Origin of the sequence: uncultured Mucilaginibacter sp., assembly GCF_903893715.1 — a bacterium.
GTDB lineage: Bacteria > Bacteroidota > Bacteroidia > Sphingobacteriales > Sphingobacteriaceae > Mucilaginibacter.
Genome location: NZ_CAITNG010000004.1, coordinates 18,188 through 39,843 on the forward strand (window position 1 = coordinate 18,188; position 21,656 = coordinate 39,843).

The following is a 21,656-nucleotide window of genomic DNA, read 5'->3' on the forward strand; positions in this document are numbered from 1 at the left end:
CATTAACTATCCTGCCCCATCCTGAATTTAAAATTTAATCGCAATTTATTCCCTCCGTTAAAATTATTGCATACAAACAAACTTTCTACTAAAAGAAATGTAAAAATTACAATTAATATTGATTGAAAACAGTATTGAAAACATGATAGTTGGTTTAAAAACGGCCCTCTTTTTTGGCCTATTTTGACGTTTTTTCTGCTAAAACGCTACTCTTTTTCTTAAATTCTATAAAATCCTTTTTTTGCTTTTTATAAATCCCACGATGTTTACTTACGGGTTTCTATTTGCAAAGACGCGGTTTGCAAGCCGTTTGATGTTGCCGTTACTGTTACAAAACCTGCCTTTTGCGTAGCCTGCACAATGGCCAAAGCCAGACCATGAAACGCCTTCCGCCAGTCGGCCTTGAAGGAATCGTGATTGACCGGGTCGCCATTGTCAACGCCTGCCAATGTTGCTTCGCCTTCTATTTTGAAGCTTACTTTATTGTCGGCATTTGGTACAACATTTCCGTCTTTGTCGAGTATCTTAACAGTGATGAACGAAAGGTCGCTCCCATCCGCATTGATTGTTTTCCTATCGGCGCTAATTTCAATTTTTGATGGTGGACCGGCAGTTTTAACCTCGCTGGTCAAAACAACTTCGCCTTTTTTGGTGCGCGATACTGCTTTTAATGTTCCGGGTTCATATTTCACGTGCCACATTACGTGCAGTTCTTCGCCGGTTTTGCTTTTCACGCCCAGCGATTTGCCATTTAAGAACAATTCCACGTTATCGGCATTGTTATAATACGCCCAAACATCCACCATTTTACCGGGCTCCCAATTCCAATGGGGCAACAGGTGCAACACCGGCGTATTGGTCCATTCGCTTTGGTACATATAATATACGTCTTTAGGGAAGCCTGCCAAATCAATTATCCCGAAATAAGAGCTTCGTGCAGGCCAGCTATACGGTGTTGGTTCGCCAAGATAATCAAAGCCTGTCCAGATGAACATCCCCGAAAGGAAAGGGTATTTTTTGATCTCCTTCCATGCTTCTTCGTGGGTTGAGCCCCAAGGTGCCGAAACGTTGTCGTAAGCCGACACGGTAAAATCGTCATTCATTTTCTTTCCGCTATTGCCCCTAACAGGCCACCGCCTGATCGAATCGGACGGCATATCGTACACGCCGCGGGTTTCGAGGGCCGAAGTGGTTTCGCTACCTATAAATATTTTGCCGGGATAACGGTCGTGAAAGTTTTTGAGGTCGTTTGAGTGATAGTTGTAGCCTACCAGATCGACAGCGCCCGATTTGATGATTTCGTTACGCGTACTGGGGTCGTTGTTAGCGGCTGTAATAGGCCTGGTGGTATCAAGGCTGTGCACGATGCCCGCAAGCTCTAAAGCTATCCTATAGCCGCTTGTATCGGCTTGTTGTGGTATCTCGTTACCTATACTCCACATAATTACGCTGGGGTGGTTGCGGTCGCGCAATATTTGGTCCTCCAAATCGCGTTTATGCCATTCATCAAAAAACAGATGATAGTCGAATTTCTTTTTGCCTTTTTGCCAGCAATCAAAGGCTTCGTCCATTACGATAAAGCCCATCTTGTCGGTAAGGTCGAGTAACTCGGGCGCAGGCGGATTGTGCGACGTGCGGATAGCGTTGCAACCCATGGCTTTTAAAATTTCCAGTTGGCGCTGTAAAGCGCGATAATTAACAGCGGCACCTAAACTGCCAAGGTCGTGGTGGTCGCAAACGCCCAATATTTTTAAGGGCCGGCCATTTAGCGAGAAGCCTTTATCGGCATCAAAATTGAAATATCTTACACCTAAGGTTGTTTCGTAGGTATCAACTACAGTGCCGGCACTTTCCACTTTTGTATAAACCTTATACAGGTAGGGCTTATCTACCGACCACAACACAGGGTTTTTAATGGTCAAGGTTTGGTTTACTCCGGCAATGGTGTCTTGCAGTGCTACATTGCTTAATGTAGCCGCAGTGATCAATAAACCGGCCTGATTATAGATACTGGTGGTAATATTGACCTGTTGTGGTTTACCTGTTAAGTTTTTGAGGCTTGTTTTTAGGTTTACGGCTGCGGCTTGTTTGGTGATGGTTGGCGTGGTTACAAAGGTACCCCAATGATCCACAGCTATCTTATTGACGGTTACCAACCAAACGTTACGGTAAATACCCGAGCCCGAATACCAACGGGAGTTCGGCTGCGATGAATTATCGACCTTAACGGCAATAACATTTTTTTGCCCGCCATAATTTAAATATGGTGTAAGATTATATTGAAACGAGATATAGCCATTGGGCCTAAAACCCAAATGGTGCCCGTTTATCCAAACATCGCTTTTTTGGTATACGCCATCAAAGTTGATGTACACCATTTTGCTTCTATCGCCTGCAGGCAAGGTAAAGGTTTTACGATACCAGCCTATTCCGCCCGGCAGTGCGCCCCCTTCGGGCGAAGCGGGGTTATCTTTGCTAAACTCACCTTCGATGCTCCAATCGTGCGGTAAACTCAATTTACGCCATTTGGTATCGTCAAAGGCATTGTCCTGCCCGTTATTTACGTCTCCTAAATTAAAAGTCCAATCCTTATCGAAATTTAAAACAACCCGAACAGGCTTTTGCTGTGCGCTTACAGGCAACAGATAGGCCACTAAAAGGCATAGCAGCAAATAGTTGAATTTCATTTTTAGCGGTTAATTTGGTTAATAAAGAGCCGCTAATTTATCAATTAATGTATTAAGTGTACGTGCAACAAATAAAAAAATTATTAAGTGTGGATATAACAATAAACAGGGCAGCATTTTTATATGCCGCCCTGTTTGATGGGTTGTTATGATAGGTTTTTATTAGTAGCCCGGGTTTTGTGTGTAAAGACCGGGTTGTGCATCCAATTGCGTTTGCGGTACCGGGTATATCACATAATTTGCCACTACAGGGTTTATCCTATGAGGGAGCGCAGCATCATCAATGGCGGCCCATGCGTTCATTATAGTAATAAGGTTGCCGCTGCGTTGCAAATCGAACCAGCGTGAACCTTCGTCGGCAAACTCGCGCCTGCGTTCATCATACAGTTGCGCCAACGTAACGTTTGTTTTGCTTGGCAAGCCTGCACGTGTACGCACCTGGTTTACTATGGCATCAACATCGGTTTGCGTACCGCCTGTAGCACCGTTTAAAATGCATTCGGCTTTTTGCATTAATACATCGGTATACCTTACTGCTATAAAGTTCTCGCCCCAATCAAAACGGCTGGCTGCAGGCAGCTTTGTGATGTCGAGATACTTTTTAAAGAAAGGGCGCGACTCGGTACTGCCTAAATAGGTATAGCCCGCGCTGTAAATTGTTGCTGCTTTGCGCAAATCGCCGGTTTCGTATGAGGTAAACAGGTTGTTTGATACGGGGATAATCTCGAGCGATCCATTCGCGTTGGCACCCAAACCAAGCGAGTTAAAGTAGTTAGCCGGGGTAAGGTCCCAAACATAGGTGGCACCAAGCGTAGGGTTTTGGCCGCTGATATACATCACATCAAACACAGCCTCTTTGTTTGTTGTTGGGCTTTGGTTGGTGTACGAGAATATGTTGGAATAGTTGGGATTAAATACAAAGCCACCATTGGTAATGATGTCCTGTAATAAGGGCATTGCTAAATTCCATTCGTTTGAAGCCATGCCGGGGCCCGAAATACCATAAGTTGGGCCCGAACGTGCCATGTACACTTGAGCCAATATGGCTTCGGCGGCGTATTTGGTAGCGCGGCCAACATCGGTAGCGGTATAGTTAGGAAATGTACCACTGTAGTTAGCCGGTAAATTTGCAATGGCGTATTGCAAGTCGGCGATGATGAACTTGTAAACATCGCTTACCGAACTGCGACTAATTGTGCTGGCCTGCAGCGCGGTTACCGGCGTACTGATGATAGGCAAGCCTCCATAATACCTGATCAAATCGAAATAAAAGAAAGCCCTCAGGAACCTTGATTCGGCGGTTAGACGGGTAGCCAATGGTACCGAACCGATATAACTCCCGTTACGGCTTATTTGATCGAGTACGGTATTGGCCCTGAACACGCCTGTAAAATCCTGCGACCAAACGCCTTCAACATAAGTATTAGGTGCTATGCCGGTAGAAAAATCGTTGATAGGGTCCCAATCGCGGCCTGCGACCGAAACACCATAAATATTGTCGGACCGTATTTCGGAAAGAAATAGTAAGTTATCCGGATAACCGCGCAAAGAGTTATAAACTGCATTAACGCCTTGTATAAAATCGCTGGGTTGCTGGTAAAATGTTGATGTGGTTGCCGATGATAGCGGCACCTGATTTAAATCCTTGCTACACGATGATAACAGGATAGAAAATGCTATAGTTGCTATAAAAAATATCTTCTTCATGTTTCTTAAAATTAAAATGTAAAGTTTACACCGAATATTAATGATTTAGGCAATGGTAAACCGCCATAATCGCCGGCCTCAGGGTAACTCGCATTAGAGCTTACCGTTGTATTGGCTGCATCGGGGTTTAAACCGCCTGAATATTTATCAGCCCCAAAAAAGTTCTCGAGTGTGAAATACACACGGGCACCCTGTATCAATGGGGTTTTAATTAAGTTTTTAAGATTGTATCCTAATGTGATGTCCCTTACACGTATATAATCGGTTGAGTACACGGCATCTTGCGTAGCGGCAATGGGTGAGTTATAGGTTGCATAAGCTTTACCAAAACGACCGGCACCGGTGTTACTTTCGGAGTACCAACGGTTAACAAAAGTTTCGGGGGTATTGTCGGTAAAACCTTGTCCCGGTCGGGAAATAGCCCGAGCCAACTCTGAATAAAGCGAGCCACCTGTTTGCCCCTGTACTAAAATACTCAAGTCGAAATTTTTGTAGTGGAAGGTATTGGTAACTCCAAACGTATAATCGGGGTTAGGATGGCCCACAATTTGCTTATCGGCTTCTGTTATCACACCATCGCCATTGGCATCTTCGAATTTTGGATCGCCGGGCGATTCGGTACCATACATAGCAACGTGGTTAGCAATATCGGCAGCGGTTAAAAAGCCATTGTATTTGAGTACATATATACTATTTAAAGGGGAGCCTACACGGAGGATCTGATCGCTTACGTTAAACCCATTGGGAATGATGATTTGCGATTGGCCCGGTGCCAAGGCTATTACTTTATTTGTATTGTGGCTGATATTGAAGTTAGTGCTCCATTGCAATTTACCAACCAGGTTGCGTGTGGTGATTTCGAGTTCTTCGCCTACGTTACGCACCGAACCCACATTGGTTAGATAAGTTTGGAAGCCTGTAACTTCGGGTACCTGCACGTTAAGCAGCAAGTTAGTGCTCAATTTATTGTAATAGTCTATCGAACCAACGATACGGTTGTTCAACACACCGAAATCAATGCCGGCATCGTACGTTTGCGATTTCTCCCATTTCAAATCGGGGTTAGCCAACAAGTTAGGTGCCTGGCCTATAGCTGCAGCCGCCGTTGAACCGAATACATATCCGTTTGAACCCAGGGTTGCAATGGTATTGTAATCGCCGATGTTGTTGTTTCCGTTAACACCATACGAACCCCTCACCTTCAAATCGCTTATGGCAGGTACTGCTTTCATAAAGCTCTCCTGACTAACCCGCCATGCTATTGATGCTGACGGGAATACACCGTACTGATTATCGGAACCAAAGCGGGAAGAACCGTCTTCACGTATACTTGCGGAAAGGAGGTATTTATCTTTATAGCCATACTGTACACGCGCAAAATACGATTCGAGCACGTTTTGTGTAGAGGTGGTGCTACCGGTAATGGCTGCGGCAGCATTTAGCGTTTGAATTGACGCGTTGGTATAACCACCGCTGGATTTTAATGATTGCGAATCGAAACGATCGTAGTTATACGACTGGCCCAACAACACATCCAAACTATGTACCGATTTGAAGGTGGTGCTGTAATTCAGCGTATTTTCGTTTACAAAGGTTTGCCTTGTATAACTACTATACGAACCGGATGTGGCCGACAATATATTGTTGGCCCCGGTAAATGTACGGCTGGCAAGCGAACCGGTTGTTATATAAGGTACATAGGTGTTTGAAGCACTGTTGGTATTATCTAAATTGAGCGAGGTCCTGAATGTTAAACCTTTGATGATCTGGTATTCGCCATAGGTAGTTGCCAGTGTGCGGTACCTTTTAGTAGTGCCCACGTTATCCTGTAATTTACCTAACAAACCGTTGGTACTATTGCTCCAGGCATAGGTTGCATTTTTGCCGATATTGGGATAAAGGCCGACGGTATCTTCCTGCACAGGGCTCATGCTTAAAGCCTGGTGAAAGATATTGTCTTTACCTTCGGTACCCGGATCCTGAGTAATAGAGTATGACGGTGCAAGGTTAACGCCGAATTTTAATTTTTTTGTAAGGTTTACTTCCACATTGGCCCTTACACCATATTGTTTGTAGCCAACACCAATTAAAAAGCCATCCTGATTTTGATACGCACCCGAAACCATGTAGTTTACCATATCGGTAGCGCCACTGGCCGATACTTCGGAGTTTTGCATTACGCCACGGCGTTCTATCACATCCTGCCAATCTTCATACTCCAAACCCGGATGCCCGGGCATTGCCCAACGCGGATCGATCATATAGGTTGTGTTAAGGCCTGTTGGAGGTAAACCTATAAATGACTGGCGGGTTGCGGGATTATCGTTTGCTGTTGCACCTAGGCTGCCATATTTAGCTACGTAAGTAGCATTAATAATTTCGGTAGCACGGGCAATCCATTCGTCGCCGCTCAACATATCCAAATGTTTGCTGGCTTCGTTTACACCAATCGAGTTATTGAACTCAATTTTTGGCTTGCCTGTTTTACCTCGTTTGGTAGTGATGAGCACTACACCGTTTGACGCACGCGAGCCGTAGATAGCCGCGGCTGCCGCATCTTTTAATACCTCGATGTTTTCGATATCGGCCGGGTTGATATTATCTAAAGGGTTACCGGTAGAAAAAGAACCGCTGGCCACGTTGGATGAGTTATTGGTTAAGGGGAAACCATCGATAACGTATAAAGGCTCGTTACCAGCGCTTATGGAGCCGCTGCCACGTACCTGTATACTAAATGCCTTGCCCGGTAAACCTGTGGTTTGTTTAACGGTTACACCCGCCAACTGGCCAACAAGGGCCTGATCAACGCGGGTTATGGGGCGCTCGTCAAGGTTTTCGTTTTTCATAGAGGATAAGGCCCCGGTAACATTGCCTTTCTTTTGGGTACCGTAACCAATTACCACTACTTCACTTAGCTGCTTGTTGCTTTCTTCGAGGGTTACATTGAGTACATTTTTGCCGTTTATGGGTACAACTTTAGTGATGTAACCGATAAAAGAGAACTCCAATGAGCCGGTGCCATCCGGGATGTTTAAAGTATAGTTTCCATTGGCATCGGTAGCGGCAACCAGTTTTGAACCTAAAAGCTTTACGGTTACGCCCGGTAATGTGAGGCCGTTTTCGTCGGTTACTTTGCCTTTTATGGCAAACACGTTAATGGCCGCGTCTTCCTGCGCTTTCTTTATTTCTTCGGCTTTCTTTATTTCGACATATTCGGGCCCTACGTTCAAAACAATATGATCGTTGATGACACGGTAAACTATGCCATGCACCGTGAGCAGTTGGTTAAGCACGTCTTTTAATTCCTTACCCGACAAGTTCAGGGTTATTTTTTGGTCGGTTTTAACAATGTTTTTGCTGTATACAAACTTAACGTCGGCGTCTTTTTCCAGCTTGCGCAAGGTGCTTTCGAGGCTCGAATTATTTACAGCTATATTGACCGTTCGCAAAAGCACGTCCTGTGCCTTTATACTTTTTGCGAATGAAACACCACATAATGTCAGTGCTATCAAAAGGTGGGTACAGGTGATTCTCATAATTTTCCACCAAGTATTTGAGGATAGTAAATAAATTTTCATAAATTAGTTCGTTTTATTTTAGGCTTAAAATGAGACAATTAATCCCCTATCGTCTGTTTACACGGACGTTGTTACCAACGGGGCTTTAGATTTAGCCGGGAGTGGTGATGACACTTCCGGTTTTTTTATGACTGCTTTTTTATTTCTCCATGTTTATTTGGTTTTTAGGTTTGTTAATTGGTTTGAGGTTTTCTATACAATTCAACTTCGATATCGTCCATATTATAGCCCACGTTTAGCGAGCCTTCGAGCATATCCAATATTGAAGCAAGGTTTTGATCGGTAAAATCAGCGTGAAACATCAATTTGCCTAATTCTTTATCATTGGTGTAAATACGTGTACCAAATTTTTTATTCAGGATGGTTAATACCTGGTCTAAAGGTATGTCATCAAATTGCACCGAGGTTTTTTGCCAAATACGCATGCTTGAATGCAGTGTTTCCGTTCCGCGGGTTAAAAAGCCTGTGGCCCGGCTATATACCACCCTTTGCGTTGGGAACAACATCACCTCCGAGCCATCTTTTTCGGGCAGCTTAACGGAAACTTTCCCGGTTACCACCGAAACTTCGGTAGTTGGAATATTGTTATAAGCGCGGATGCGGAAACTTGTGCCCCAAACCCGCGTGATTACCCCCCCGCTATAGATGATGAAGGGGTGGGCATGGTCTTTACTGACTTCGAAAAATGCTTCACCGGTCATTTTAACCTGACGGTAAGCCCCCATAAACTTTTTAGGGTATTCCAATTGGCTTTTTGGGCTCAACCAAACCACGCTCCCGTCGGACAGTACCTGTTTGTAAATGCTGTTGGTTTGATTATCGAGCTTCATCTGCTCGGACGCGGTAGTGACAATAGTGTTGGGGTTTTCGGCCTTGGCTTTGCGATTAAAATACAGGCCAAAGGCAATCAAAAACAATGCAGCCATGCCCGAAAGCACATACATCATTTTTACCGCGAAACGTTTTTGGCGGATCGGGGTGGTTTCTGAAACCATACCATGCCCAACTGAGTTTTTGAATTTATCGAGCATCAGCATTCGTAAAACTTCCTGCTCATCATCGCTCAATGTTTCGAAAGGGTCATCCTCACCTTCAAATGAAGCATACCATTGATGGATCATCAATACTTCATCGTCGGTACAATGGCCATCCATGTACTTGTGCAGCAGCTGGGGTGTTACGCGATAATTCATCAATGCGGTTACGGTTTATAACGGGCTTGTATTAGTAATGACATACAACTGAGCCCTAACCCTTACTCCGGATTGAAATTATTTTGTGTTTTTTATTTACCGACTTTTGCAGCGCCCCTAAGTTTTTTTGATAATAATTGTTAAAATTACATTTATTAATTATTATTGTATCTAATTAACCAATTATGAACAAGACCTTTACTAAACAGTGTGGCATGGCCATGCTCCTTATTTTCTTGCTGAACATGGTTTACGCGCAAAAGAAGCCGAATGCGCCTAAGGAAAAGGACATGGGCGCTTACCTGATGGTTTATTTTAAAGATGCTGACCATAGTCTGCATTTTGCGATGAGCAAGGACGGGTATAGCTTTACCGATGTTAATAACGGCGACCCTGTTATTAAAGGTGATACCATCGCGGAGCAAAAGGGTATTCGCGACCCGTACATATACCGTGCGCCGGATGGCATGTTATATATGGTTTTGACCGACCTGCATATTTATGCGCAAAAAGAAGGCTACCGCAATACTTTATGGGAGCGCGAGGTTGAAAAATATGGATGGGGCAATAACCGGGGTATTGTTTTGATGAAATCGGCCGACCTGGTGCATTGGTCGCATACGGTATTAAGGGTTGATAAGGCTTTCCCTGAACTGGCTGACATTGGTTGCGCCTGGGCACCGGAGTTGATTTATGACGAAGCGAAGAAAAAGACGATGATGTACTTTACGATGCGTTTTGGTAAAGAAAAATGCAAAGTTTACTATACCTATATGAACAAGGATTTTACGGCGATGGAAACGCTGCCCAAACCCATTTTTGAATATCCTAACGGGGCCGAATATATTGATGCTGACATTACTAAAGTGGGTACAAAATACCATATGATGTATGCTTCGCACAACGGCGGCTCACATATTGAGCAGGCTGTTTCCGACTCGATAAATACAGGTTACGTATATGACCCGAAAAGAGTGGATGCTGAAAAGGTAGGTGATGAAGCGCCTACCGTTTATAAATTGATTGGGCAGGATAAATGGATTTTGGTTTATGATATCTATCGCATTACGCCGCACAATTTCGGGTTTAGCGAAACCAGCGATTTTGTGAACTTTACCAATCTGGGCCATTTTAACGAGGGCGTGATGAAAGCTACCAATTTCTCGATACCGAAGCACCCGGGGATTATACAAATCACCAAAAAAGAGGCGCAGCGCATTGCCGATAATTGGAAAATGGGCGAGAAATTTTAATAAGCAATCGATACCTTTTCAGTCGTGCCAGGCTAAAAGAACAATGAATTCAAATTTACCCGGAGCCTGCGGATGGCTTTGGTAAGGTGGCTTTCGACGGTTTTTTCGGAAATGCCGAGTTCGTCGGCTATTTGTTTGTTTGATTTGTTTTCCTGGCGGCTCATTTCGAATACCGAGCGGCATTTGGCGGGCAGATAATTGAGTTCTTTTTGCAGGTTGAAATAGAAATCGCGAACGTTGACGGTTTCTTCGGTCGAATTATCTTCTTCGGTTTTAAACAACTGTAAAAACTGGGTGTAGGCGTTGCGGCGGGTTTCTTTAGCGATGCAATTGAGCACCAGGTTACGTACCGCGGTATAAATATATCCCTCGAAAGAGGTTTTAATGACCAGGTTTTTGCGCCCCGCCCACAAATTGGCCAAAAAATCCTGGATGATTTCTTCGGTTATTTCGCGTGAGCGGATACGTTTATAGGCAAAAGCGTAGAGTTTTTTCCAATAACGATTGTATAGTTCTTCAAATGCCTCCATACTGTCGTCCTTCACCATGGCCAACAGTTCGATGTCGGATAGGTTAAACAGGTTTGAACGACTATTCTTTGAAGCCATATCGGTCAGGGTCTAAGTTAAAATTATAAAAATCCTATGATTAGCTACAGCGTATGTGCACGTTATAGTATCGGGATATCAGATCCCGCATCATATTATTGCTATAAAATTAACCTTAGGGGTTAGGGATTACAATTGGTATGTAACAAATATAATACTTTTGATAGTTTACAACTGTCCTGAACAATCCTGTTTTTATCCACAAAAAAAGCCACCAAAGTGGCTTTTTGAGATTGAATATCCGGAATGTAGCTCATGCGGGCACTTAGCTGCAGTAAATAAACTATCCAAACCCATTGAATCAGGTTTTTTAGATAGCTGATTTATACCAGCTGTTTTATTGGGTCTTGGCTATTTCAACAGCATAAATCTGCTCTACTCCTTCAAAATTGGCGCGGAAGATGATCCACTTTTCGTCGGGCGAGAAATGCACGTTTGGCTCCAAATGGTATTGATGGTGTTTCATGTTGACCAGTTTTTCTGACTTGAACCTGTCCCCTACGGGTTTGAACAGGTATATCCATTCGCCATCGGGTGCTTTAGCTACCTGGCCGGGGTCGCCGCCATCGCCGCAAAAGGTTTGCTCGTCTTTTGATACGTTAAAGTGGATAGACCATTCGTTGCGGTCCATTTCGTACTTACGGTCCTCTTTGCCGGTCTTCATATCAAAAGCTGCCAAAAAGAAAGTTTTGCTTTTGGGTTGCTGCAAGTCGAACCACTCGCGGGTGCCGCTCACACCAAAAAACTCGTGTCCGGCAATTTCGTTGGGCATGGTGCGCACGTGCATCAGGGTATTTTTACCGGTTTGGATGTTGATGTTCCAGATACGGTCGTTCTTTTCCCAGGGGCCTTCGTGGCAATAGGACAGGATTTCCGGGTCGGTTGGTGAAAAGAGCAGGTGGTTGGTCCATTCGTTTTCGCGGTGTATTTCTTTTATCTCTTTGGTTTTGATGTTGACGGCGTACAGGATATGTTCGATATGCGCGTCGTATATCCTGTTAAAGAACTGGCTCTTGGCCGGGTATTTGGCCAATATCTCGCGTTCCTGGTCGCCGGTGGCTTTTACACAGGCTAAGTAGGTGCCGTCGGCATTGATGGTGCCCGCGCGGCCCTTAAAGCTCGGGTCGAACACAAAAATAACCTTGTTCACTTTGGTATCCACATTCACCGCAAAAACGGTATCGCCGCTTTGATAGTAGGCCGAGCGTGTTTTTGGGCAAACCATTTCGCCGGCCATTTTGCCGTGATGGTTGGTCAATTGCTCCACCTTTTTTGTTTTAAGGTTGATGGTGAACAGCTGGTTACCGATTGCCGTGTTGCTATAAAACACCATCAGGTCGCCTTCGTTTTTACGTTGGGGCACAAAGCAATTATTGTTAAAATAAAAGCTTGAGGCGCTGTCGCGGCCATTGACCAGGCGAATGACCTTGTGGCCGGTATCTTTGTCGATCCACTCGGCGGGCATAGGTTTTACCGACCCTGTTTCCATAACGGGTAATTGCTGCGCCTTGGCGGCGAAGGTTAAAAAGGCGATGCAAAGGGTGCAAATGCCGGTGAAGTTTACTTTAGCTGATCTTCTCATGGATCTATTTTTTAAATAGGGGTTTAATGGTTAGTGCTTTATCAATGTCAATATATGTGTTCAAATCGCGCATGGCGATTACTTCATAATGGTTGTCTTTGAGGTATTTGAGGTATTCTTCGAACAATGCGGGCGAAGTGTTTACCCATGGATGCGCTGTGTCGGGCACACCATGGATAGTGAGCACCAATATTTTGCCCGCCTTTGCCTGTTTTAGGGCTCCATATATCAGCACTTTATTGGTATCGAGCATGGTATAGCCGGGCATCACCAATGGGTTATCCTTTTCGGGATCGTACACACGGTCGAAACCGGCACGCGCGTATTGGTAGCCCGCGGCTTTAAGTACGGGCAATGCCTTCGGACTTGTATCATATCCCGGATAGGCAAAACTGATTGGTTTTGGGATATGGTATTCGGCACATTTATCTTCGATGTATTTTAGCTCGGCCATCAGGTGCACGCTATCCAATTTGTTTACATGGGTATGGTTTTGGGTATGGTTACCAATTTCGAAACCCATTTTATTGAGTTGGGCAATCTGTTCCCATGTCATGTATTTGGTTTTATCGGTAAAGGGCGGAGTAACAAATTCGCAAATAAAAAAAGTAGCACCAAAACCGTATTTTTTCAATAATGGCGCCACTATAGTGGCATGGCTTACCACCGCGTCATCAAAAGTCAATACCACCAATTTATCGGGGATGGGTTTTTTGAGGACTTGTCCGTTAGTTATGAGTGGCAGTAGCAGGGCCAGTAGCAGGGCCAGTTTGAGTGGCAGTGGCAGTTTTATTTTTAATATTTTCATTTTAAGTTTTTCCTTTTTTCCTATAACAACTTAAAGCTACTGCTACTCAAAACTGCCACTTAATTGCCGGCCGGTTTAGCAAAGGCTGCGCCTTTCAATACCGGGCTTGGCGGGGAAACAGGCAGGCTGAATGTTTCGGGCGCATCGGGGTGCGAAGGGTCGAAATGCGGCGTATCAACCAGAAATTTCTCCAAACCTAAATGGTTTGATTTTATCCCTTCAATCACCATTTTGGCTATCTCATAAGCTCCGTACGAGTTAAAGTGCGTATTGTCGGCCAGTGGCTTGTCGCCTTGCCCCGGCCAGGTATTGCCGGGGTAGTGTACAAATGCTTTGGTGGAATTGTCTTTTCCCAAGGCATTGTAAAAATCGGCGGTCATGGCGTTTACGTCTATCATAGCTACACCTTCGTCCTGCGCAACTTTGCGGGCCGCGGCCGGGAAATCGCCCAGGGTATTCACCACTTTACCGCTATCGTTAAATGCACGGCGGCTGGTGGAGGTAACCACAACAGGTATCATGCCCTTTGCCTTAGCCTGTTCAATAAAGTATTTAAAGCTTTCGGTGTATGATTTCCAGGCACCATCATTGGGGCCTTTCTCTTTCTGGTCGTTATGGCCAAACTCGATAAACAGGTAATCGCCGGCTTTGGCGGTGCTGAGTACTTTATCCAAACGGTGTGAACCTTTAAAGCTGGCTAAAGTTAAACCTGATTCGGCCTGGTCAGAAATAGCCACGCCCGGTTTAAAAAAGCGGGGTATCATTTGTCCCCACGAGCACCAAGGCTCATCGTCCTGGTCAACCACGGTTGAGTTTCCCGCAAGGTAAACGGTGATCTGGTCCTCAACTTTATCAATTTGTACGCTCGAAACAGCAGGGCGTTTGCCGTTAAACTCCAGCGTCAACTTATCGTCCCAATCCAGTTTATTGACTTCGCGGGTGTTGGTATGTACTTCGCCGCCGGTGCTGATGGGCCTTTTGCGGATATTGACGATAAATGTTTTGGTTACAAACTCGCCGGGTTTGGTTACCACTTTCTCCAGCATCAGCCTGCGCGATTCGGCGCGAACGGTGGTTATCGAACTGTCCTTGGCATCGCCCAACGTAACGGTAACTTTATAATTGCCTTCGGGTACGTTTACCGAGAAGAAAAAGGGTTTGTCGCCGGTGATAAGGCTGGCTTTTAGCGGGTCTTTACCCCCACGGTCGACAGCATTGGCGGTTGAGCCGAAATCGAGACCATAGCCCAACTGGCTGGTAAAGGCTGTTGCAGGTGTTATGGCTGTATAGCCATCTTTTACTTTGCCCGAGCCAAATTCAAACTTAAAGCCGGTGGTTTGTGCAGATACCGTGCCGGCACTTAATACCAGTAAAGCGGCAGCCGATAGTTTTATTATCCTATTCATATACAATTGTTTCATCTTATTATTGTTCCTTTTTTGCCGGTGGCGCTACAGCCGTTACCTTTTCGCCTTCTTTTACGGTTATGTTCAGACCACTGTAATCGACATTATTGACATAGGTGGTGCGCAGGCCGGTTTGAGCTTCGATATTACAATCGACAAATTTTACATTGCTGATGGGGCTGCCGTCCAAACCTATCAAAATACCACCCGATTTTGCGGTGCCGCTTACGTTGATGAGTTGTACATCCCTCACAATGGGCAGCGGGTTTGATGGTGGCGACAACACGCCGTGTGAGCTGGTCCAGTTCATGTTGAACTCGAAGGCACGGTTCACACCGTTCAGCTTAAAATTACGGAAGACGATGTGCTGCACGATGCCTCCCCTGCTTTGTTGCGATTTAAAACGCACCGGCGCCCAGTTACCGGCTTCGGCAACGCAATCGCGTACCTCCACGTTCCGGATTCCGCCGGATGTTTCGCTGCCCATGGCTACACCGCCGTGGCCATAGCCGAAGCGGGTGTTTTCGATGATGATATTCTGGCAAACGCGGTTGGGCACGGTATTAGTTTCGCGACCGGCTTTGATGGAGATGCAATCGTCGTTCACATCAATATCGCAATGGTTAATGTCTATACCATCGCAGGCATCAATATCGATACCATCGCTGCTTGGGATATTGTGTTCGGCGGTGATGGTTACGCCATCCACCTTAACGCCTTTGCAGTATAGCAGGTGCATACACCAAACGGCCTCGTTATGCAGCTTTAGGTTGCTTACCGACACATTATGGCAACCTTCCAGGCACATTAAACGTGGCTTACCGGGGCGGGGCGTAGTTTTCAAATCGCGGTAAACAGCAATCAGGTCTTCGCCCGAGCCATCAATGGTGCCGGGACCGGTGATGTTGAAATCAGTTAAATATTGGGCATTAACAAAAGCCGCCGTGTACATTTTTTCGACGCCTTCAAAACTGGTGTGTATCTGCGGGTAATCGTCGGGGTTAAGGGAGCCTTTTAATATGCCTTTGTCGTTGATGGTTAAATCGACACCCTTTTTAAGGAAGATGGAGCCGCTAATGAAGGTACCTTCGGGTATTTCAACAACCCCACCCCCATCGGCGGAAGCCTGGTCGATGGTTTTTTGGATGGCAATGGTGTTCAATGTTTTGCCATCGCCAATGGCGCCGTTATCGGTGATGAGGTAGTGACGCCTGATATTATTTGACACTTTATTTTTAGAAAAAGCAATAGGGGCAAATAATAGCATAACGGCCAGTAAAAAATAACCCAACAGCTTTTCGCCCTGAATTACATTATCGATTTGCATGTGCAGAGGTTGCTTCGCTATCGCTCGCAATGACGCATTGATTTTATTTTTCATGTTAATGATATAATACCGTAATTACATTTACCGAACGCGGTTTCAAATTAGCTGATAACTTCCCGGCATTAAATGTTACAGGTTTATCGGTCGGAAATATCTTTTTGGGTTCGTTCAGTGTGTTAAAGTCAAGGTCATTGGCTGATGTGAGCTCGGTCCATGTTCCGTTATCCGTTCCGGCAATTCCGCTTACGTTGAAGTTAAGCGAGGCCTCTTTAGTTGAAGTATTTATCAGTTTAATTATCAGCTGATGTTTGTTTTTATCGATAGCTGCGCTGCTGTACAAACTGTCCTGGCCCTCGATGGCTTTACCATTTATTAAAGCGGGAACCACATCGGTGCCTTTGTTGTTGGCGTAAAGTTTTTGGACGTAGTAGTTGGGGGTACCTACCGAGCGCAGGTTATCGAACCAAATGAGGTCGGGGCGCCATTGCCAGGCATCAACGTGGGCCAGGAGCGGCGCGTAGCTGGCCATTTGTACCACATCGGCGTTACGCTCAAGGCCGGTCATAAAGGCGGCTTCGGCGAGGGCGCTTATCCAGGTGTTCATCACCTCGCTTTCTTTGGCATTTTTTGGCTCTTTGATGTGGGCGGCATATTCGCCGGCGAATATTTTTGAGCTGTTGCGGTCGTAATTATCATAGCGGCCGGCATTTTGCAGGAACCAGTCGGGCGATTGGTAATAATGTTCGTCCAAAAAGTTAGCCTTTTGGGCGCGCAGCTCGGTTTGCAGGTAATCGAATTTATCCCCGGAAGGTGATGGCCCGGAGCTGGTTACCAGTTTGATGGTTGGATATTTGGTATTGATGGCTTTCGCGAAAAGCTTATAGCGGTCGAGGTATTGAACGTCCCATTGCTCGTTACCTACACCCATCATTTTGAGGTTGAATGGTTTTGGATGCCCCATTTTTGCACGGAGCGCCCCCCATTTGGTGGTTACGGCGCCATTGGCAAACTCGATCAGGTCGAGCGCGTCCTGGATAAAGGGGTCAAGCTGGTCGAGCGGGGCAACTTCGCCGGTATTGTACTGGCAGGCCATACCACAATTGAGGATAGGTAGCGGCTCGGCGCCGATGTCTTCGGCTAACTGGAAGTACTCGTAAAAACCCAGACCGTAGGATTGAAAGTAATCGGGTGCCGAGCGGAAGGGGAACTCGGTGTTCCAGCGGTTGATGATGAGTTCGCGGTCCTCGACATTACCCACGGTTTTTTTCCATTGGTAGCGGTTGGCCAGATCGCGGCCCTCCACAATACAACCACCGGGGAAACGGATGAAGCCCGGGTGCAGGTCGGCGAGTTTTTCGGCCAAGTCGACACGCAGGCCGTTAGGACGGTTTTTAAAAGTTTCCTGCGGGAAGAGCGATACCATGTCGATATCCAAAACACCTTGGTTAGAGAAGGCTACACTCAATTGTCCCTTTGCTTCGGTAGCTGTTGCCGTTACCGGGACGGTATACTTTGCCCATTGCGTAGTAAAACCCTGGAGGTCGGCTTCGCCGAGGCTGGTTTTGCCATCGGCGGAAAGCAGTTTAATGTGTATTTTGGTATTGCCTGCAACTTTGCGTGCCAGCACCGAAAAGTTATAAGTTTTGCCTTGTTGGACGCCCATGCCACGGAAACCTTCGTTGATGATGGCATAGTAGCCGCTGTTGCTTTTAACAGTTACCCTATCGAAACGGGGGTTATTGATATTCTCGATACCGCGGTTGATGATGAGCGAATTGCCGTTGCCGCCCTCCATCTGTACTTCTTTCCACCCCATTAAAGGTTTGGCAAACTCGAAGGAACGATTTTTTACCAGTTCGGCATAGAGGCCGCCATCGGCAGCGAAGTTGATGTCCTCAAAAAAAATACCCCACATGGTGGGCTGTATTTTTACGGTGGGTTTATCGACTTGTATATTAATGGTTTTAACGTCCTGGGCTTTTAGTGATAGTTGCAGTAGCAGGGGCAGTAGCAGTATTGTTAGCGGCAGTCGCTTTATCTTTAGTGGCAGTGGCAGTTGCAGTAGCAGTCTCTTCATCTTTAGTAGCAGTGGCAGTTGCAGTAGCAGTCGTTTCATAATTGGTTTATAATTATGCTTCAATATTACTCCATTTTGTTCGTGTGTGTTCATTGTTATTTACAAAGGTTTCATCTTGGTTTTCGAGATGATGATGAATTTGGTCTCCTGCGGTTTTAAGTTCAGATTAACCGGGATAAAACCGTTTGCCGCTTTACCGTTTTGCATAGTCAGTTCGTTGGTTGTCGGGTTCCATTCGTTGATGATGCCATCGCCTTTTAGGGTGGCCTGGGTATTGGTTTCGTCTTTTACACTTTCGTTGAAGAAGAAGTAGATATCGGCGTCTTTGGTAACGCGGTGGATGTATTTTACCATCGGATTGGCGGTGGCCAATTTAACATCGGATGCCGACATTTTACTGATGGCCGAAGACGTTACATCGCCGGAAGGTTCAACTGTTGCCCATGAAAAATCGGCGGTTGTTGCGGGTTTGCCGTTCAATACGGTTTTATCGGAAATGAGCGCAGGTGTACCGCCAATAAATACCACATGACCACCCTGCGCGGCGAAAGCTTTCAACTTGTCCAATACAGGCTGGGCTATTACGCTGATGGCCGGAAGTACCACAGTAGTATAAGCTGTACCGCCTGCGGTAACAAAGGCTCCTTTTGTAAGTTTCAAATCGGTACTTAGTGCCTGGTCGCTTACAAAATCAAAATCGTGCTGACTATCTAATAATTGTTCGCCAACGTGGATGAGGCTTTTGTTAGCATTCATATCGCCCAAAAACAGGCTGGTGGTAGGCATATAAAAAGCCACTTGCGTTGCGGGCCTGCCTTGGGTCAGTAAGTAACATACCTGGTTGGTGTATTTTACCAATGTGGGGAAGCCGTCTTCGGCCATGTAACCGCGTAAGCGAAGTTGCCCGCTGTTGGCGGATGAGGGTACAAACATCAATTCGAAAATGTTGATGCCGCGTACCATTTCCTGGTTCAGTACCCATTTGGCCTGCTCGTCGTTTGGCGCGGGGCGGTATGCCGCGAAGGTTTCGCTAAAGGCGCGAGGCTTGTTGTACACATGCGATACCGATGAAGCGAATTTCGGGAAGTTGGATACCGTGTCTGACCATATCTGGTGCCATATCGCATCCACTCCGGGTATCTGCAAGTCCTTCATATCCTTGAAAAAGTCGCCGCCCGAACGTACGAACTGCCCCATGTTATCGTCCTTGTCGAGGTGGACAATGTACTCGATGCCGTTTGCTTTGCACCAATCGCCTTCCTGTTTAAAGTAATTCTCGCCAAACAGGTCCGACCAAACGTCATAATAATCGGCTTTAGCTTTGGCCTGCTCGGGCGTTGGGTTTGGGATGGAGAAGGTGGCTAAATAGGGTGTGATGTCGTAACCTTTTTTTGCTTTGAATATTTCGGGCAAATTGGTTGTCCAGGGTGTGTAGCTGAAAGCCGGTTCATCGCCACGGAAACCGAGAACGGTTTTGCCAAACTCATCGCCGATGTATTTTTTGTATTGTTCTTCGGTCCAGTCTAAAAATTGTTTGGTGGCGGCCGGGTTGAGGTAGTCCATTAACGAGGCACTGCCGTCCTTACCTTTGGTGGGGTTGTTTGCCGAGCGTGTTGGCGAGGTGCGGAACTGGTGCTGCGCGATATAGATATCCCAATTGCCCGGGGGACTTACAAAATGCAGTTTGCCGCTGCTGATGTCGATATTTTGCTCAGTTTTATCGGCGGGGTTAACCGCTATGGCACTTAAAACGTCGGGTGTAAGGGTTTGGTCGGTAACCTGGCCTGCGGTAGTATGTATGGGCCTGCCTCCGGTTAAGGCCTTCATTTTGAGGTCGGGGCGCTCTTCGCTGAATTTGCCGCCGGCAAAACCGCTGGGGTATTTGCCTTCGTCGATGATCCAGATGTGCATACCGCGCTTTTTGGCTTCTTCCACGGCCGTTTTGATGGACTGGAACCAGGCTTCGGACAGGTATTTGCCTGCCATGCCGTAGCCCGGCTCGATGGTTACGGCGCGGAAACCAACGGAGTATAGTTTATCCAGGTCGCGGGCAATAACCTCGCGGGTCATGTTGCCATCCCAACCCCAGGTAACGGTGGTGCTGTATTGCGAGGGCGGGTTTTTTAGGTTGGCCCAAACCTCGTTAAGGGTGGGCATGGTGGTTTTTTGCCATGCCGACTGGGCGGAAAGCTGTTGAACCCAAAGGGTGCAAAAAGCCAATAGGAGAAATGGTTTAGCTGTTATACGATACCGCGGGGCTATGTTGTATGAACTATACATTGAAAAGGATTAAACATCGGTTGAATTGCCGGCTCGCGGGGGAACACACAACCCCCGCGATGGCAATTTTAATCGGGAAAAAGTTGAAACCTATCACAATACCACCTTTTTTTAAACCCCGAAAAAAGACATTAAAAATTATTACTAAAAAGCTTAAGCTGCTAAATTCCTATTAGTTATATAGACAATATGTCCATAACGAATGTACAGGGGTGCAGGTTTATGTTTGTTGGTATCCCGATAGCTATCGGGATGGTTTATAAACAACATGATAAAATTAGGTTAACGGAAAGTTTTACGCATCCTGTACCGTCCTGATTGGCGGGTGTGTAACTTGAATTTTACGGAGGAGGCACGGGGTTTGTTGTTGGTGATAACATTGGCAACTGTAGTAATTTGTTGCCACTAAGGCACGAAGACACTAAGTTTGAATTGTGTGAGTTATTTAAATATTCCTCTCGCCTTTAGGTAACCGTTCTTTTCTATTTCAAACAAGTCGTCAACATAAGCACCCATTACGGCGATGGCCTTGTTATTTTCAATTTTATAGTATGGTTCGGGGTACAACTTTTTGACGCGAATTGCAGGTAAATCTGTTATATCAAATATAAGTGGCTCCTTAAACTGAATGGGGACAGCTTTAACCGGTTTGCTTGATGGGTTACCAAAGCGGTTGGGGTCTCCGGGACTTGCCCATTTTCCATCACTGGTTAGATAGACATCACAATAAAGATATTTCTGATGGTACATTTTTCCGTTTATTTCGGATACAAAAATCAAAACATACTTAAACTTTGAAAACGGAGGTGTCCCTAAATTTTCATGATCGAAAACTATAAATTCAATTGTATCCTTGTTGAAATGATTGAAGACGTTTTGGATTACCTTATATCTGGCATTAAAGCCATCGTCCATATTTATTCTCATTTTCCTAATTCCATGTTGCGATGTGGAATCAATTTCAAAAGGTTTGATATAAAATTGTTTTACCTCAATTTTTTCTCCGACAAATACGTACAAACTATCCTTTGCCGTTTGCGCCAGAATATTTTGGAATAATAACAGCAAGACGATGGTAGTAAAGAGCCTTAATTTCATGGTGATGAAGTGGTCAAAGATAGATTCAAATATATGGTTATACTTGCTAATT

Annotated in this window: 13 protein-coding genes; 1 reads left to right on the plus strand and 12 read right to left on the minus strand. The window is 45.6% G+C overall.

Annotated elements, in window-relative coordinates; all coding sequences use genetic code 11:
• Positions 1 to 266 precede the first annotated feature (266 nt).
• The 4 genes from galB to QZX97_RS00280 form a co-directional block, all read right to left on the minus strand.
• On the minus strand, positions 267 to 2,687 hold the full coding sequence (galB, locus tag QZX97_RS00265; protein WP_295654299.1) for a beta-galactosidase GalB: 2,421 nt from the start codon (positions 2,685 to 2,687) through the stop codon (positions 267 to 269).
• A gap of 162 nt (positions 2,688 to 2,849) precedes the next feature.
• Positions 2,850 to 4,394: a RagB/SusD family nutrient uptake outer membrane protein gene (locus tag QZX97_RS00270; protein WP_295654297.1), complete on the minus strand. Its 1,545-nt coding sequence runs from the start codon at positions 4,392 to 4,394 to the stop codon at positions 2,850 to 2,852.
• A gap of 11 nt (positions 4,395 to 4,405) precedes the next feature.
• On the minus strand, positions 4,406 to 7,906 hold the full coding sequence (locus QZX97_RS00275) for a TonB-dependent receptor (protein ID WP_295654295.1): 3,501 nt from the start codon (positions 7,904 to 7,906) through the stop codon (positions 4,406 to 4,408).
• A 239-nt stretch (positions 7,907 to 8,145) separates the two neighbouring features.
• Positions 8,146 to 9,165: a FecR domain-containing protein gene (locus QZX97_RS00280; RefSeq protein WP_295654294.1), complete on the minus strand. Its 1,020-nt coding sequence runs from the start codon at positions 9,163 to 9,165 to the stop codon at positions 8,146 to 8,148.
• A 185-nt stretch (positions 9,166 to 9,350) separates the two neighbouring features.
• Between QZX97_RS00280 and QZX97_RS00285 the strand changes: the two genes are divergently transcribed.
• On the plus strand, positions 9,351 to 10,418 hold the full coding sequence (locus tag QZX97_RS00285; protein WP_295654292.1) for a glycoside hydrolase family 43 protein: 1,068 nt from the start codon (positions 9,351 to 9,353) through the stop codon (positions 10,416 to 10,418).
• 32 nt (positions 10,419 to 10,450) lie between these two features.
• Here QZX97_RS00285 and QZX97_RS00290 read toward each other — a convergent pair whose 3' ends face one another.
• The 8 genes from QZX97_RS00290 to QZX97_RS00325 all read right to left on the minus strand — a co-directional run bounded on the left by QZX97_RS00290 (position 10,451) and on the right by QZX97_RS00325 (position 21,604).
• Positions 10,451 to 11,026, minus strand: a complete 576-nt coding sequence (locus tag QZX97_RS00290) for an RNA polymerase sigma-70 factor (protein WP_295654290.1) — start codon at positions 11,024 to 11,026, stop codon at positions 10,451 to 10,453.
• 337 nt (positions 11,027 to 11,363) lie between these two features.
• A complete protein-coding gene (locus tag QZX97_RS00295; RefSeq protein WP_295654288.1) occupies positions 11,364 to 12,608 on the minus strand; it encodes an oligogalacturonate lyase family protein in 1,245 nt (414 codons plus the stop codon).
• Positions 12,609 to 12,612: 4 nt separating this feature from the next.
• Positions 12,613 to 13,416: a polysaccharide deacetylase family protein gene (locus tag QZX97_RS00300; RefSeq protein WP_295654287.1), complete on the minus strand. Its 804-nt coding sequence runs from the start codon at positions 13,414 to 13,416 to the stop codon at positions 12,613 to 12,615.
• Positions 13,417 to 13,475: 59 nt separating this feature from the next.
• Complete coding sequence (locus QZX97_RS00305; protein ID WP_295654286.1) at positions 13,476 to 14,822, minus strand: rhamnogalacturonan acetylesterase; 1,347 nt, start codon at positions 14,820 to 14,822, stop codon at positions 13,476 to 13,478.
• Between the two features lie 19 nt (positions 14,823 to 14,841).
• Positions 14,842 to 16,203, minus strand: coding sequence for a glycosyl hydrolase family 28 protein (locus QZX97_RS00310; RefSeq protein ID WP_295654284.1), 1,362 nt, complete (start codon positions 16,201 to 16,203; stop codon positions 14,842 to 14,844).
• A 1-nt stretch (position 16,204) separates the two neighbouring features.
• Complete coding sequence (locus tag QZX97_RS00315) at positions 16,205 to 18,226, minus strand: alpha-L-arabinofuranosidase C-terminal domain-containing protein (protein ID WP_295654282.1); 2,022 nt, start codon at positions 18,224 to 18,226, stop codon at positions 16,205 to 16,207.
• A gap of 99 nt (positions 18,227 to 18,325) precedes the next feature.
• Positions 18,326 to 20,506 carry a glycosyl hydrolase gene (locus QZX97_RS00320; protein ID WP_295654280.1) on the minus strand — a complete coding sequence of 727 codons (2,181 nt, stop codon included), beginning with the start codon at positions 20,504 to 20,506 and terminating at the stop codon, positions 18,326 to 18,328.
• Between the two features lie 441 nt (positions 20,507 to 20,947).
• On the minus strand, positions 20,948 to 21,604 hold the full coding sequence (locus tag QZX97_RS00325; protein ID WP_295654278.1) for a hypothetical protein: 657 nt from the start codon (positions 21,602 to 21,604) through the stop codon (positions 20,948 to 20,950).
• Positions 21,605 to 21,656: the final 52 nt, after the last annotated feature.

Bases quoted from the DNA above. Each gene is read 5' to 3' on its own strand.
- QZX97_RS00295 (WP_295654288.1), bottom strand. From the start codon at position 12,608: ATGAGAAGATCAGCTAAAGTAAACTTCACCGGCATTTGCACCCTTTGC.
- QZX97_RS00320 (WP_295654280.1), bottom strand. From the start codon at position 20,506: ATGTATAGTTCATACAACATAGCCCCGCGGTATCGTATAACAGCTAAA.
- QZX97_RS00280 (WP_295654294.1), bottom strand. From the start codon at position 9,165: ATGAATTATCGCGTAACACCCCAGCTGCTGCACAAGTACATGGATGGC.
- QZX97_RS00305 (WP_295654286.1), bottom strand. From the start codon at position 14,822: ATGAATAGGATAATAAAACTATCGGCTGCCGCTTTACTGGTATTAAGT.
- QZX97_RS00290 (WP_295654290.1), bottom strand. From the start codon at position 11,026: ATGGCTTCAAAGAATAGTCGTTCAAACCTGTTTAACCTATCCGACATC.
- QZX97_RS00285 (WP_295654292.1), top strand. From the start codon at position 9,351: ATGAACAAGACCTTTACTAAACAGTGTGGCATGGCCATGCTCCTTATT.
- QZX97_RS00325 (WP_295654278.1), bottom strand. From the start codon at position 21,604: ATGAAATTAAGGCTCTTTACTACCATCGTCTTGCTGTTATTATTCCAA.
- QZX97_RS00315 (WP_295654282.1), bottom strand. From the start codon at position 18,226: ATGAAGAGACTGCTACTGCAACTGCCACTGCCACTAAAGATAAAGCGA.
- galB (WP_295654299.1), bottom strand. From the start codon at position 2,687: ATGAAATTCAACTATTTGCTGCTATGCCTTTTAGTGGCCTATCTGTTG.
- QZX97_RS00310 (WP_295654284.1), bottom strand. From the start codon at position 16,203: ATGAAAAATAAAATCAATGCGTCATTGCGAGCGATAGCGAAGCAACCT.
- QZX97_RS00270 (WP_295654297.1), bottom strand. From the start codon at position 4,394: ATGAAGAAGATATTTTTTATAGCAACTATAGCATTTTCTATCCTGTTA.
- QZX97_RS00300 (WP_295654287.1), bottom strand. From the start codon at position 13,416: ATGAAAATATTAAAAATAAAACTGCCACTGCCACTCAAACTGGCCCTG.